Origin of the sequence: Erysipelothrix inopinata (assembly GCF_014396165.1) — a bacterium.
GTDB classification, from domain to species: Bacteria; Bacillota_I; Bacilli_A; order Erysipelotrichales; family Erysipelotrichaceae; genus Erysipelothrix; species Erysipelothrix inopinata.
Window position 1 is genome coordinate 656,002 of the sequence record NZ_CP060715.1, and the last position, 14,911, is coordinate 670,912.

General features: G+C 36.7%; 15 protein-coding genes. 8 read left to right on the top strand and 7 right to left on the bottom strand.

Annotated elements, in window-relative coordinates:
• Positions 1-59: 59 nt before the first annotated feature.
• Complete coding sequence (locus tag H9L01_RS03190; protein ID WP_187534587.1) at positions 60-1,295, bottom strand: DUF1576 domain-containing protein; 1,236 nt, start codon at positions 1,293-1,295, stop codon at positions 60-62.
• A 170-nt stretch (positions 1,296-1,465) separates the two neighbouring features.
• On the opposite strand from H9L01_RS03190, the gene H9L01_RS03195 reads away from it, so the two are divergent.
• Positions 1,466-2,035 carry a TMEM175 family protein gene (locus H9L01_RS03195; RefSeq protein ID WP_187534588.1) on the top strand — a complete coding sequence of 190 codons (570 nt, stop codon included), beginning with the start codon at positions 1,466-1,468 and terminating at the stop codon, positions 2,033-2,035.
• A gap of 6 nt (positions 2,036-2,041) precedes the next feature.
• On the opposite strand, the gene H9L01_RS03200 is transcribed toward H9L01_RS03195, so the two are convergent.
• The 4 genes from H9L01_RS03200 to H9L01_RS03215 all read right to left on the bottom strand — a co-directional run bounded on the left by H9L01_RS03200 (position 2,042) and on the right by H9L01_RS03215 (position 4,646).
• The gene (locus H9L01_RS03200; RefSeq protein ID WP_187534589.1) at positions 2,042-2,722 is read right to left on the bottom strand and encodes a GTP pyrophosphokinase; all 681 of its coding nucleotides are present in this window, start codon (positions 2,720-2,722) and stop codon (positions 2,042-2,044) included.
• A gap of 50 nt (positions 2,723-2,772) precedes the next feature.
• Positions 2,773-3,066 (bottom strand): HesB/YadR/YfhF family protein, encoded by a 294-nt coding sequence (locus tag H9L01_RS03205; RefSeq protein WP_187534590.1) that lies wholly within the window; start codon positions 3,064-3,066, stop codon positions 2,773-2,775.
• A gap of 62 nt (positions 3,067-3,128) precedes the next feature.
• On the bottom strand, positions 3,129-3,782 hold the full coding sequence (locus H9L01_RS03210) for a beta/alpha barrel domain-containing protein (protein WP_187534591.1): 654 nt from the start codon (positions 3,780-3,782) through the stop codon (positions 3,129-3,131).
• Positions 3,783-3,791: 9 nt separating this feature from the next.
• Positions 3,792-4,646 (bottom strand): YitT family protein, encoded by an 855-nt coding sequence (locus H9L01_RS03215; RefSeq protein ID WP_187534592.1) that lies wholly within the window; start codon positions 4,644-4,646, stop codon positions 3,792-3,794.
• 401 nt (positions 4,647-5,047) lie between these two features.
• Here H9L01_RS03215 and H9L01_RS03220 point away from each other — a divergent pair, with 401 nt between their 5' ends.
• The 3 genes from H9L01_RS03220 to H9L01_RS03230 all read left to right on the top strand — a co-directional run bounded on the left by H9L01_RS03220 (position 5,048) and on the right by H9L01_RS03230 (position 8,522).
• Complete coding sequence (locus tag H9L01_RS03220; RefSeq protein ID WP_187534593.1) at positions 5,048-5,461, top strand: hypothetical protein; 414 nt, start codon at positions 5,048-5,050, stop codon at positions 5,459-5,461.
• A gap of 16 nt (positions 5,462-5,477) precedes the next feature.
• Positions 5,478-6,512 carry an alanine racemase gene (gene alr, locus H9L01_RS03225; RefSeq protein ID WP_187534594.1) on the top strand — a complete coding sequence of 345 codons (1,035 nt, stop codon included), beginning with the start codon at positions 5,478-5,480 and terminating at the stop codon, positions 6,510-6,512.
• 243 nt (positions 6,513-6,755) lie between these two features.
• Entirely contained in the window at positions 6,756-8,522 is a 1,767-nt protein-coding gene (locus H9L01_RS03230; RefSeq protein ID WP_187534595.1) for a GTP-binding protein, read from the top strand.
• A 23-nt stretch (positions 8,523-8,545) separates the two neighbouring features.
• Here H9L01_RS03230 and H9L01_RS03235 read toward each other — a convergent pair whose 3' ends face one another.
• Complete coding sequence (locus H9L01_RS03235; RefSeq protein ID WP_187534596.1) at positions 8,546-9,763, bottom strand: DNA recombination protein RmuC; 1,218 nt, start codon at positions 9,761-9,763, stop codon at positions 8,546-8,548.
• 86 nt (positions 9,764-9,849) lie between these two features.
• On the opposite strand from H9L01_RS03235, the gene H9L01_RS03240 reads away from it, so the two are divergent.
• From H9L01_RS03240 to H9L01_RS03250, 3 genes are all read left to right on the top strand, one after another.
• Positions 9,850-10,761 (top strand): patatin-like phospholipase family protein, encoded by a 912-nt coding sequence (locus H9L01_RS03240; RefSeq protein ID WP_187534597.1) that lies wholly within the window; start codon positions 9,850-9,852, stop codon positions 10,759-10,761.
• Positions 10,751-11,569: an aldo/keto reductase gene (locus H9L01_RS03245; protein ID WP_187534598.1), complete on the top strand. Its 819-nt coding sequence runs from the start codon at positions 10,751-10,753 to the stop codon at positions 11,567-11,569. Before H9L01_RS03240 ends, H9L01_RS03245 begins: the two co-directional genes overlap by 11 nt.
• A gap of 108 nt (positions 11,570-11,677) precedes the next feature.
• Entirely contained in the window at positions 11,678-13,531 is a 1,854-nt protein-coding gene (locus tag H9L01_RS03250) for a heavy metal translocating P-type ATPase (protein WP_187534599.1), read from the top strand.
• Between the two features lie 54 nt (positions 13,532-13,585).
• On the opposite strand, the gene H9L01_RS03255 is transcribed toward H9L01_RS03250, so the two are convergent.
• On the bottom strand, positions 13,586-14,224 hold the full coding sequence (locus H9L01_RS03255; protein ID WP_187534600.1) for a beta/alpha barrel domain-containing protein: 639 nt from the start codon (positions 14,222-14,224) through the stop codon (positions 13,586-13,588).
• Positions 14,225-14,443: 219 nt separating this feature from the next.
• On the opposite strand from H9L01_RS03255, the gene H9L01_RS03260 reads away from it, so the two are divergent.
• Positions 14,444-14,908 carry a PTS sugar transporter subunit IIA gene (locus H9L01_RS03260; protein WP_187534601.1) on the top strand — a complete coding sequence of 155 codons (465 nt, stop codon included), beginning with the start codon at positions 14,444-14,446 and terminating at the stop codon, positions 14,906-14,908.
• The last annotated feature ends 3 nt before the right edge of the window (positions 14,909-14,911 follow it).

Here is a 14,911-nt window from a genome sequence, read left to right on the forward strand (position 1 = left end):
CTCCTTTCAAGAATTATAACATATATTTTCAGTGGTTTTCATTGAAAGTGAGAATTGTACTATTTGTGTTTAACATTAAATGCTTCAAGTAGTGGCACAAGGACTGCCGCAACAATTCCGACAGAGAAACCAGTGTTATACAAGTTGAGTCCAGCATGAAGTTGACCAGAGTTTAAAGCGACAGAAGAATTGATAAAACTAGCGACGATTCCCCAGAAAAATCCATAGTATCCGGAAATCGGGGCAAGAGCTGTACCAAATAATGCTGCGAAGAGAAGTGCTGGTTGATCAATGGTCCAAGATTTAGTCATACCGCCAAGGACAACACCAATATAAATTGGAATGATATTACGGAAATGTTTTCCTTTTCCAGAGAAACCAACAACCGTAAGAATCCCTCCAATTGAAGGTCCGGTTAAGTCTCCACGAGCGACAATAAGAACATAGAATAAAGAAACAAAGCCATTGATGGCCATATTTATCAATACAGTGTAGATTCCATATTTAAGATAGAAGTCATTATCTTCATATCCCGTTTCATGAATGAGTTTTCGATATTTTTTCCAGGCATCCTTATCTCTTGTTGTCGCGACAATTAACATGACGAGAAAGAGTGCTGACAGAAATATCGTGAAGAAAAGATTATTTCCAGAGCTAACAAGAACACGACTTTTTGGGATGTGTCCGTATGATTTCATGATAGATACAAAAAGGGTTCCTAAGATTCCAATTGCAAATCCAACATTGTAGAGGTTAAATCCTTTATGAGTATCGTAAAGATGATTCGCTACGGGGACAATAAAGAAGCCAACTAGTATCCCTGTGAAATTTGCGAGTGGAATTGCGATGATTGGGGGAAGTGTCGTAAAAAAGGAAATCTCAGTTACGATAGGGGCAAATGAGGTGGCGAGAAGAACAATATGGACTACTTTACCAAATGAAATATGTTTGACTCTACTGAATAAGTAGCCTCCAATAAGAATTGAAATGATGTTATAGACATCTTTACCGAAGAGTCCAAAACTAAACATTAGAAAAACAGCACCCAAACCCGTTCCTGACATTTCAGCATCAGATTTTTGAATAAGAATACTTGCTATTAGAGAGAGGATACTGGCATTTAGAATGGCAGCACCAATACCACCTACTTCAATGTAGTCGGTAATCAGAATCGAAGATTCAAAAATAATCGCCTTCATGCCATGGTAGAGGCTTTGTGATGAATCAAGAAGGAAACTGATACCAATCATCGAACAACTAAAGATAATGAGGAGTCGGTTGGTTTTGTTTGTCATAGAAAACACGTCCTTTATACTGTTAATAATAGTATAAAATAAAGCCTAAGTGCAACAAATATATGGATTGTGAACATAGAAAAAACAAGCAGGATTGCTTGTTTGCTTTCAGATTATTATGTAGACTCCATCTTAAAATAGATTTATGATATTTAAAAAGGAGTAACTTTATGACAAATGGTAAAGACCTTGAAAGATTAACTGCATTTTCCGATGCAATCGTGGCTGTCGCAATTACATTACTTGTTCTACCGCTAACAGATCTATTTAAAGGTAATGAGGAATTCGCAATCACTGAAGTCTTGAAATCGTACGAATTTATATCAACGTTTTCCAGTTTAATTATTTCGTTTTTTGTGATTTACGGATTTTGGGCAAAACATCGTCGTATATTCAAGGATGTCTTGGTCATAAAGAAGTCTGTAGAGAAAATCAACAAACTATGGTTATTTAGTATCATTCTTGTTCCAGCTGCAACTAATATAAATTTTAGCACAAACAGCATTGTGGGTATTTGGATCTACGGTGGGGTATTGTTGATGAGCTCGGTAACACTGCAAGCTATGAATTCCATGATTCATCCAGAAGTTAAGTTCTATCAAAGTAGCACCGTCGTAATTCTATCATTATGTTTAATCACTGTAACCATCATACCTTCGTTGGGTCATTCCGTATTCTATCTGTTATTTTTAGGAAGACCCATAAGAAAGTATATTTTACACTGGACGGTTAGTGAGTAAGGCTAACTATTCGTGATGGCTTTGTGATTCATCGATAATCATACGAATATCCAGCATTTTTTGATCTGTCTTCGCGATTGTTTCAGCACAATCGAGTAATGACTCAGAGACATCTTCAATGTTTTTAATATTTTTCTTATAACGAATTTCATGCTCGAGACTTGCCCAAAAATCCATCGCTATTGTACGGATTTGAATTTCTACTTTGGTATAGTGTTTACCATCAGAAAGAAATACTGGGATTTCAATAATCATGTGTAAACTACGATAACCATTTTCTTTAGGATTTTCGATATAATCTTTTACTTCGATCACGATAATATCGTCTTGTTCCGCTATCATACCTGCAATGGTATATATATCATCAATATAGGAGCAGATAACACGAACACCAGCTATATCATGCATATTCTCATTGAGCGAATCAACTGTAATGGGATGATTTTCGCGAACAAGTTTATCAACGATACTTTGTGGTTGTTTAACACGTGATTTAATCATAGCGATGGGATTACGAGGGTTTAAATGTGCGAGTTCACGGTCTAGGATTTCTAGTTTTGTAGTTATTTCTTTGACCGCACACTCATACAAAAGCATGGTAGTTTTAAATTTCTTAGCTTGATTTAAGAAATAGGAGGGAATTTTGTAGACCTGGTCTTTATTAATTGTAATTTCATTTTGTGACATAATAAATCTCCTTTATTCTATTGTAACAAACCACTCAAAAAAAAGAAGAACTATTGTTCTTCTTTCATGATTACTTCATAAGTAGGTTCATTGCGTTCAGTATCGAGTGATACAGTTAAATCCTTGTCGATGAAGAACCAGTCATCTGATTTTTCAATATAGAAGTTAATCCCTTCAACTGTTTCAAGTATAAAGGGTCTAGAAGGATCCATCTTAGAGATTGCGAAAGAGAATCCACCATGGGGACCATATACCTTTCCAAAGAATTTGATACTGTCTCCTGGCTTTAAGTCCATTTCTTTGATATACCATTTTGCGGCATCAGATGTTACGTTTAATTTCATGATTTCACCTCGTTTATACATTAATAGTACCATAATTAGCGACTCTATTGTGACCTAATGCTTTATGCTTTTCGGTAACCATCCATGATTGATTTGAAGAGTTCAGCAGTTGTTGGGGGTGTAAATGTAATAGCATTTGCCCCAGCTTCAATTGTTTCTCTTACGGTTTCGTTTGTAGGGCCACCTGTTGCCATAATAGGGACATCAGGGAACTGCTCACGAATTTGGCGAACAACCTGTGGTGTCTTACTTGCAGCAGAAACGTTAAGAATTGCAGCGCCATTGTCCAATCGTGCTTGAATATCTTCATGTTCATCCACGATTGTGATAATAATAGGTATTTCAAGACACATTTTCATACCTTTTACTACTTTGTTTTTGGTAGGAGCATTCACAACAACGCCCATTGCACCGAGTTGTTCAGCGTCAACCGCAAGTCCAATAACACGAGGACCTCGAGTCGTTCCACCACCAACACCTGAAAATACAGGTTTATCTGTTGCAGTAATGATTGAGTGCGTAATAATCGGTTGTGGTGTGAAAGGATAGACCGCAATCACAGCATCTGCATTGCAATTTCGAATGATCGCAACATCTGTTGTGAAAACAAACGATTTTAATAAGCGACCAAAAACACGAATTCCTGAAGCTTCCTCGATTGCTTCGGGAACCTTAATAATATGTTTACGTAAATTACCATTGTACTCTGGAATCATATTTCCCTCCTATATGAGACGTTTTTCAAAACCACCATCTACTTTTAAATTCTTCGTTACGATAATGAATGCATTGGGATCGTGTTTTCGTATCATACGTTTGATATCGACAAGTTCAGATTGCGCTACAATAGTCACAAAGACATCAAGTGATGTTCCTGTGTAAGCACCAAATCCTTCCCAATGAGTGACACCGCGATTAATTTCGTGGATAACCTTATGCTTAATTTCTTTATTACGTGTAAAGACCATAACACTTGCTTCCAAGTTGTGCTCGTGAAAACGATCCAGACCGTATGAAAATATAAACGAATAGACTAAGGAATATAATGCAGTTTGAACATTATAGACCGCAAGACAAATTAGATAAATAATTGAGTTAATAACTAAGTAGATATTACCAATACTTCCTTTGTTTTGTTGTGAACGATAGAATCCAATGATATCTAAACCACCACTGCTCCCTTTCGCTCTAAAAGATAGGGATGCACCAAATGAACCCAAGACTGCTGCAATAAGTATCGCAACAAAGACATCCTCAACAATAGGTGTTTTTGGAATTGGAATATAAGTAAGACTTATCGTCTGAGACAAGACACTCAGAAGACTCAGTTTCACAAATTTCTTAGAAAGTCGTGACCAAGCGAAAATAAAAATAGGAATATTTAAACCAAGATTAATCAAACCAGCAATATCAAAATTAGGCTCAATTTTAAAGACACTTTGGATCGCGTCCCTAAGTAATTGAGCAATTCCTGTAAAACCTCCGTTATAGATAGAAGCTGGAATGAGAAAAAGATTAACTGATAAAGCAAATAGAAACCCACCTAAAATGATGTAACCGTATCTTTTAATATTATTCATGCCCATATTATAACATTTAATCATCAGATTATTGTGGTTTCTGTCACATATAATATCGATATAGATAACTCTAGAAATATTAAAAATAGTCCTCCAGATTGAGAAAATAAATTATTCAATGTGAAACATAGTGAGATACTAACACAGGGTGTTACAAATGTGATAGAATTGTGTAAAGTAAAGACTTGATAATCCAAGCCTTTATCAAGATTATGCAATATACTTTGGAACATTAGCCCCATGAATTATTTTGTGAAGAAAAATACTGTTTGAGAAAAGAGTGTTTTTCATCGTTGAATTTAGTATAATGAATGCATTATTTTTATAATTATCAAACGTACGCACTCTTATTGAGAAACAATTTGAAGTTATTTCACAACATAAAAAAGGAACTATACACTATGAGTCATTTTAATATCAAAACAGTCAATCAAAAACAAAGGTTTGGAATCGCAACACTATTGGGACTTCTTACAGGAGCACTCTTAGGATTTGCAGTTGGATTTATTCGTTCCATACCAAACTTTAATATTTCAATTTTTATTATCATTATTGGTTATGGTGTCGCAACAGTCGTTCGCTACTTCGGACGAGGCATTCAGCTTAAGTTTTCGTTGGTCGCATGTTTAGCGACAATCTTAGGAATTTTGATTTCAGATGTTATCGCGACATTTGGGGTAGCAGGCTTAATGGTTGCGGAAAACTACCAAATTACATTAAAATTTATGTATCAACAAGATATGTATACCTTAGTTTGGGTAATTTATCGAGCCCTCGCAATATACATTGCATATAACTATTCGCGAATATTATAAGATTAGAGGATTTAACATGAGCATTAGAGAAACCTGGATAGAAATATCCAAAAGCAATTGTATCCATAACTACGAACGCCTTAAAGAAGCAACACAAAAAGAAATCATGCCAGTGGTCAAAGGCAATGCATACGGTCATGGTGATACAATGATTTCACAAATATTAGAAGAACACGGAGCACCGATGCTGTGTGTCTTTTCTTATGATGAAGCAATCAAACTAGAGAAAGATGGAATCAAAACAGATATCCTTATTTTTAGTAATGTTGAGTTGAGTGACATCGAAGCATATCATCAGCCAAATTTTATTTATACTATTTCGTCAGAAGACTGGTATCAAAAAATAAAAGGAACGAATTTAGATGTTCGTTTTCATATTGAAATTAATACCGGAATGAATCGATCTGGATTTAGAAATAGAGATGTCATTGAAGCGGTATTAAGTGATTTAAACGTTGAGGGAATTTACACTCATTTCCAAAGTCCTACGAACATGGAAAAAGGAAAGCTTCAACTGGAAAAGTTTAAAGAAATGATAAAGTCCCTTAATCACGACTTCGCATGGATTCATGTTGGCAATGCACCGTTAGAATTAGTTAAACGCGAAACATGGATTAATAGTTTCAGAGTTGGTCTGGGTGTCTACGGCTATCGTGTGGATGTGGATAATCTTAAGCCAGTTCTAAGTATGTATTCCAATATTGTACATAAAGATACAGCATATGCAGGAGAGACAATTGGTTATGATCATACTTATGATGTGATGGAAACAATGAGTTTCGCGACAATGTCGATTGGTTACGCTGACAACTTTGATGTGAGAAATCATGATGTTCCAGTATGGATCCGCGATACTTTTTATTCAATTGTCGGAAAAGTATGTATGAACCAAACGATGATGGCTGTAGATGAACGCATTCAAGTCGGTGATACAGTCGAACTCATTGGCTCTCATCGAACTTGTGACATGATATCAAAAGGCACAGGTATTTCAACCTATGCTATCTTGTCAACACTCTCAGAACGTATCGAAAGAAAACTAACAAAATAAAAAAAAATCCGTCATTGCGGATTTTTTTGTATATATGCATCTTGTATAAATCTTGAATCGTCATCATAACTATGTTATCTTATTCGAAACGAGGTGAAACTATGTCTACATACCAAATGTACATCGACATGATACCTCCACTACCCGAGTGTTAATCTAGAGATATCACCCGAAGTGGCAGATATCTCATAAAAAACTTGGCTCAACTGAGTCTTTTTGTATTATGAGAAAGTGAAGATTAACATGAAAAAAATAATAAATATCGCTGTCATCGCACACGTCGATGCAGGTAAAAGTACGCTTGTTGAGAACTTAATTCAGAAAACAAGCAATTTTAAGAGTGATGCGGTCCAAGAATTAAACTTTATGGATGCGAATCAGTTGGAGAAAGAACGTGGTATTACAATCTATTCAAAAAATTGTGCCATAAATTATGAAGATTACCGTATCAACATTGTGGATACTCCTGGACATGCTGATTTCTCAAGTGAAGTCGAAAGAATCATTCGAACAGTGGATACCGCTATCCTGTTGGTGGATTGTGTTGAAGGGCCGATGCCACAAACTCGGTTTGTATTGAAAATGGCGTTGAAATATAATCTCAAGCCAATCGTAGTTATCAACAAAATTGATAAACCGGAAGCACGGACAGAAGAAGTTCTTGAAGAAATCTACGAATTATTTATGGAACTTAATTCAACGGATGAACAATTGGAGTTTCCGGTACTTTATGGTGTGACCAAATTAGGAAGCATCAGTAGTGAAATGAAAATCACTGAGAATATGACAGATCTTTTGGACGCCATCACAAAAACCTATGAAGAAAATAATAAGCAGAAAGATCCTTTCTTATTCCAAGTATCAACGCTTGCCTACGATAATTATCGAGGTAAATTGGCGATTGGAAAAATATATCAAGGAAACATCCGAGTGGGGCAGTGGGTTGACATGCATGATACTGAAGGGAATGTGACAAGTAAACAAATCAAATCAATACAACATTATGAATCAACTCAAGCTAGAGACATCGATTATGCAAATACTGGTGACATTGTCATGATTTCTGGGATTTCTGAGATTACAATCGGCGATAGTTTATGTGAGAGTGGATCAAATATATCACTACCAGCGTTGACGATTGAAGAACCAACATTAAGTGTCATCATTGGAGTCAATGGATCAGCGTTAGCAGGGAAAGAAGGAGCGTTTCTTACATCTCGACAAATTTATGAACGCTTGATGCGTGAAATTGAAGTCAACGTAGGTTTAAAAGTTGAACAAACTGAATCGGCTGATCGTTTTAAAGTTTTTGGACGTGGAGAACTTCATCTATCCATACTTTTGGAAACAATGCGTCGAGAGGGTTATGAGTTTGAGGTGGAAAATCCAAAGATTAATTACCATGAAGATGATGGGATTATCTATGAGCCCTATCAAAAAGCATATATTGATATTCCTGAGATGTATCAAGGAACTATTATGCAAGCGATGCATGAAAAACAAGGTGTTCTTGAAAATATTGAACATCAAGGAGAACGTGTGATTCAGGAGTGGTGTGTTCCACTGAAAATGTTATTAGGATTTAGAACAGAATTTATCACACTAACAAAAGGGAGAGGCATCATGGTAAGTCTTTTTGATGGATATAAAAAGAAGACGAGCCGAGAGTCACAACGTGTCAACGGTTCATTAATCTCGATGACTTCTGGAACATCAATGAGTTATCCTATGTTTCATCTACAATCACGAGGGCACTATTTTATTGGTGCTCAAGTTGATGTCTATCCCGGAATGGTTGTAGGGATTGCCTCGAAGAGTAAGGATCTCGAAATTAATATCACCCGTAATAAAAGGTTAAATAGTTTTAGAGGTAATGGAAATGGTGGAAAAGAAGAAGCATTAAAACTAAAGGACCCAATAGATTTAACGCTTGAATACGCACTTGCCTATATTGATAGTACAGAAGTGGTGGAAATTACACCGAAAAATATCCGAATTCGTAAATTATAAAACAAGTCGCCTTGGCGACTTGTTTAGTTTTCTGAATCATCTATGGAGATGGATTGATGAGTATCAAGGTCAACATTTGAAATAGCATCAAATCGCTTGGTAATCTTATCGCTAGTGATGTTGATTTTTTTGAAGTCCTCATGAATACCATCCATACGTCTCTCTAGTGCAGACCAACGTTCTTTGTATCGTGTAAACTCGACACCAAGTTGTTTGAGCTCTTGTTGGATGATGGCAGCATATTTATCACGTTCCATATTAATAAGAATAGTTTGAATGGTAGTGAGGGTACTCATCAGTGTTGTGGGTGAAACAATCCAAACCCGTTTTTGTTGAGAGTAGGTAATAATTTCAGGATGGTAAGCGTGAATTGTAGCGAACACAGCTTCTGCAGGAACAAACATGATAGCTTGATCGGAGGTTACTCCAGGAATAATATACTTTTGGGAGATAGCATCAATATGTTTCTTGCAATCTTGAACAAACATTCTCTTGGCTTGAAGGTTTTCAGCTGAATTGGGTGGCGTATCGACCATTCGTTGATAGTTTTCAAGTGGGAACTTCGAGTCGATTGCAATGGTTCCTAGAGGTTCGGGTGCAAAGAGTACAGCATCACTACGAACACCCGTATCAAATGAGTATTGGAGTTGGTAAACTTTGTCATTTCTATCACCGAAGATAGAAGCAAATATTTGATGAAGTTGAATCTCTCCAAATGCGCCACGTGTTTTTTTATCGGTAAGAATGTCTTGAAGTGAAATAATGTCGGTGGATAATGCATCAATTTTTTTCTGGGCTTCATCAATCTTACTGAGACGTGAGACGATGTTTGTGAATGTTTCGTTAGTTTTCTTAAAACCATCTTCAAGATTTTGATTAACTTTTTGATCCATTAAGAGGAGTCGTCTCTCAACGGTTTCTTGAAGGGATGTGAATTGTTGATTCATTGTTTGGTTGAGCTTATCTTGAAATTGCACCAGATTTGTAGCGGTTGCTTTTTCGAATTGAGAGTTTCTTTGGTCTAAGCCTGTAATTCTTTGATCCATGCGATCTGTAAATTGATTGAATTTTTGGTTCAGGGATTCTTGAGATTGATACTCAAATTCTTGCATAGAATGTAACAGGGATTGCATTTGAAGTTGGAGGTCTTTATCATCACTTTTAGGTTTTTTGAGAAGTACTAGAATGAAGACCAATAAAATGAGTATAAGGCTGCATAAGACAATGAGTATGATATCCATAAATTCTCCTTTTAAAATACGTTGTGAACTAGTGTGATTGTAACATAGAAGCCTAAATTATAGTATACTGAGATTGAGGTGAAGTCATGAAAAAAATAGGATTAGCATTGTCTGGTGGCGGGATTAAATCAATATCACAGGTTCCCGTAATTAAAGCCATTCTTAAAGAAGAAGTAAGTATTGATATGGTCTCTGGAACATCGATGGGATCGGTAATTGCAGCGCTTGTTGCATGTGGATTGGATGCGGACAAACTTGAAGAAGTGGTTCTTGCACTTGAAAGTGAAATTAAAGAGAAACGTTTGTTCTCAAGACCCAGTGCCAAAGTTATTCCATTCATGTCGAAAGAAAAACTAATTGGTGGTTTTGTGGATGGGGAAGAGCTTGAAATAGTAATGGAACGTACCCTTCGTGAACTCGGTATCTATTGGATTAAGGATGTAAAGATTCCGCTTGCAATTCCATCAGTAGATGTTGTGACAGGAAAAATTGTACTCTTTGTTTCACATCCTGAACAATTTAAGAATATTCATCCTGATTGGGAGATTGTGACTGATATATCGCTAGCCAAAGCGGTGCGTGCGTCGTGTTCTTTCCCATTTGTAATCGCAGCATGTGAACATGAGGGATATGTTTTAGTGGATGGTGGTATTCGTATGAATTTACCGCTTGATCCTCTCTATAGCTATGGTGCTGATAAAACAATTGCCGTTACAATGCATACCAACGAAGAATTTAGAAACTTAGAATCTTTAATGGGAATGGCAGTACGCATTATGGACTTAATGCGCATTGAGGAAGATCAACATATCATTGAACGTGCGGATGTACACATTAATATCCCTCTCGATGATGTCTGGGTTTTTGAAGTAGGTAAAGGTATGGAAACAATTGTTCAAGGAGAACAAGCGGTCAGTGATCACTTGGCTGAAATTAAGAATCTAACCAAAGAGGAGTCCTTACTCGAAATCTTGAAAGAGTGGCTCAATGTTAAGTAAACAGCTAAACAATGGTGTCGAAATACCTGTGCTCGGTTTCGGTACTTACCGTCTTTTGGGCCAGGATGCTTATGACATCGTGACTGAAGCAATTAAAGTAGGGTATCGCCATTTCGATACTGCGACAGTTTATAATAATGAAGCAGAAGTGGGTCAAGCAATTTTAGATAGTGGTATTGAAAGAGAGTCCTTCTTTGTTACTACGAAACTCTATAATGATGATCAACTTGGCCACGATCATATCATTCAAACTTTTGAGAAATCTTTAGATTTGCTTCAAATGGATTATGTTGATTTATATTTGATTCACTGGCCACTACCTGTCTCGAAAGAGTCTTGGAAAGCGCTGGAAGAGATTTATAAATCTGGAAAGGCGCGTGCTATTGGTTTGTCTAACTTTGAGATAGAGCACTTGAAATTAATTGAAGAGATTGCGACTGTTAAGCCAATGGTTAACCAATTTGAGAGACATCCTTATTTACAACAAAATGAACTTCATGACTATTGTGTTGAACAAGGAATAGTCTGTGAAGCATGGATGCCGATTGCTCGCGGAGAAGCGAATAATGAACCGCAACTTATAGATATTAGTAATAAGCACAATAAGACAGTGCCGCAGATTCTACTGAGATGGCAAATTCAATCGGGATACGTTGTATTCCCTAAAACAAAAACGTTGACTCGAGTTCAAGAGAATTTTGATATCTTTGATTTTGAATTGAATGCTGCTGAAATGGAAATTATTAATAGTTTGGATTCTCAAACACGTTATGGTACTGATCCACGTAAATATAATTTTGTAGAGTGATTTCTTCGGAAATCATTCTTTTTTGTTCAATTAGATTGAGTTCTAATGCGTTAGTTGGTATACTGTAATAGTGATAATCGTTATCAATATCAACTTAGGAGTGGAAAAATGAAAAAGACATTGTGGAGTTTAAAAGAAACACTGATTTGTGGTGTGTTACTCGTTACTGGATTAGTGATTAATAATCAATGGAGTGATGCAATTTATATCCTTGCAATCATTATTGGCGGATATAATCAAACAAAAGAAGGGATAATGGATACCCTAGAAAATAAACATCTTAATGTTGAACTCTTAATGATCCTGTCAGCAATCGGGGCGTGTTTGATTGGAAATGCATTAGAAGGTGCAATCTTAATTTTTATTTTCTCTTTATCAGGTGCTTTAGAAGAATTAACACTGGATCGAAGTCAACGTGAAATTCAGTCATTAATGGCACTTCAACCAACAGAAGCAACGCGTCTCAAAGAAAATGGGAGCACCGAAGTCGTTGCAGTTGAGGACTTGAAAATTGGTGATAAATTAATTGTTGCTGTGGGAGATACCATTCCTACTGATGCCATAATTTATAAAGGCAAGAGTAGTCTTGAAGAAGCGGCAATTACAGGTGAAGCACTACCTGTTGAGAAAACAGTTGGTGACGCTGTATTTGGGGGAACCATGAACGTAACCCATCCGTTAACATTAGAAGTAAACAGTGAGCCTGGTGATACATTAATTCAAAAAATTGTTCGTATGGTAGAAGAAGCTCAAAATTTCCCTTCAAAAACGGCGCGATTCATTGATACTTTAGAAGATTACTATGCACGAGTTGTGCTTGTGGTCGTATTTTTGGTGATTCTGATTCCTATTTTATTCATGGGTGAATCATTTGATGCTGCCTTTTATCGAGGAATGGTATTATTGGTTGTTGCCTCACCATGTGCGTTGATTGCATCGGTAACACCTGCAACACTATCAGCTATTTCCAATGGTGCGAAACGTGGTATTTTAGTTAAAGGTGGTATTCATTTTGAGAATATGATGGATACTAAAGCTGTAGCTTTTGATAAAACAGGAACACTTACACAAGGTGTTCCAGAGCTAACAGATTTACTCATTTTAAGTGATGAAAAAGAAGTGGCAATGGCAGTTGTTGCGATTGAACAGTATTCTTCACATCCACTTGCAAACGCAATCGTTAGTGGATTGTTTAAAAAGTATGAATTAGAAGAATATCCAGTTGCTGATAATATTGAAGAACAAGCCGGATTTGGTATCTCGGGTATTTACCAAGGATCGCATTATAGAATTGGAAAACTGGAATATATGGAGGATGATGAACAATCAATTGTAGACCAAGCATTGTTGTGGTCACAAAAAGGATCCTCAATTGTATATATCGAAAAGGACCATCAACTCATTGGTGTCCTTGGTTTAATCGATGTTGTTAGACCCGAAGCAAGAGCGTTAGTAAGCTGGTTAAATAATCAAGGAATTGCGACCATTATGATTACTGGTGATGTGGAAGAAACTGCACAATTTATCGCTAAAGATATCGGTCTAACACGCGTTGTTGCGAAAGCTCTTCCTCATGAAAAAGCAAATATTATCAACGATTTGGAAAAAGAGTATGGAACTGTCGTGATGGTTGGTGATGGTATTAATGATGCACCAGCTCTTGCTAATGCATCAATTGGAATTGCTATGGGTGGTGGTACAGATATCGCCATGGAAGCAGCAGATATTATTCTTGTGAAAGATGATATTACCAGCATTCAATATGCAATCCAACTTTCTCAAAGATTAAGAAAGATTGTCATTCAAAATATTGTCTTCTCAATGAGTGTTATTGCCATTCTTGTTGTATCCAACTTTATGAATAAAGTATCCCTTCCATTAGGGGTTGTCGGTCATGAAGGAAGCACAATCTTGGTAATTCTGAATAGTCTTAGACTTTTGAAACCCATTAAAAATAAATAAGAAGAGATGAAAAAAGAGTATTCACAATTGTGAATACTCTTTTTATGTGGAAAACTAAGTGTTTGATTTACGAGTTTCCGTGATGATTTTACGAATCTTTTGAGCGTTGGAAGAAATTTCTTTAGAAGTTCCTGTTGTGAGAAGTCCTCCGAAACCACAGACATCGGTTCCATTGAGGATCCATGTTTCTAGGTTATCAAGTGTGATACCTCCACTTGCAAGAATTGGCATATCTGGGAGTGGTGTTTTAAACACCTTAGTAAGTTTTGGTCCATAAAAGTCTGAAACAGGGAATGCTTTGATAAACGTAGCACCTAATGATAGAGCATCCACAGCTTCTGTTAGGCTTGTACATCCTGGTGCATAGGGTATTTGATATCGATTGCAAATCTTCGCAACTTCTTCACTGTAGGTAGGTGCGATGATGAACTCTGCCCCATGAAGAATTGCGTGGCGCGCTGTTTCTGAATCCAATACTGTTCCGGCACCTACGCAAAGTTGTGAACCGAATTCGTCTTTGAGTCCTTTGATAATATCGCCAGCACTGTTTAGTGTATAACTCATTTCCATAACAGGGACACCACCATCAATACAACCGTTTGCGATTTCGATAGCGCGTGATAGTGACTCGGTTCTTACGATGGCAAGAGCACCAACATCATACATAAATTTAGTTGTGGTTAATTTTTTCATACAGTAGTTCTCCTTTATATTTTCATTATATCGAGACCCAAGCGGAGCGCAACACTTGGAGTCATGAACCCAAAATATCAAAATGTCATTAGAGCCACTAATACAAAGGAATAACAAACATTAATTCAGAGTTTGTTTAATCTTTGTCAAAGTTGTGTACAAAAGTTGGACTCTAATTGTTTTGAACCGCTTTCAGATGTGTCTTACAATGTGGTTGTAATGAAAGAGATAGGAGTGATACAGTTGTTGGAACTAATAACCAAAGATCTAATTCAGCTTAATATTGAAGCGACAGATCGTGAAGATGCGATTCGCAAGGCAGCGCAGCCTTTGGTAGAAGCAAACAAAATTACAGATTCCTACGTTGATGGAATTATCAAATCAATGAAAGAATCAGGACCATATTTTGTCATTATACCTCATGTTGCCATGCCCCATGCTAGACCTGAAGAAGGTGCATTGGAAAATGCAATCGGCATTACAACATTAAAAACTCCTATTGAGTTTATGAATGCAAGTAACGATCCCGTCAAATATGTTCTAACGTTAAGTGCAACAGGTAATGACGAACACTTAGAAACGTTAGCAAGCTTGGCAGAGCTCGTTGAAGAAGAATCATTCTTCGAACTTCTTGATAAAGCGACATCAGCACAAGAAGTTATTGATTATTTAAAAGAAAGATAAGGA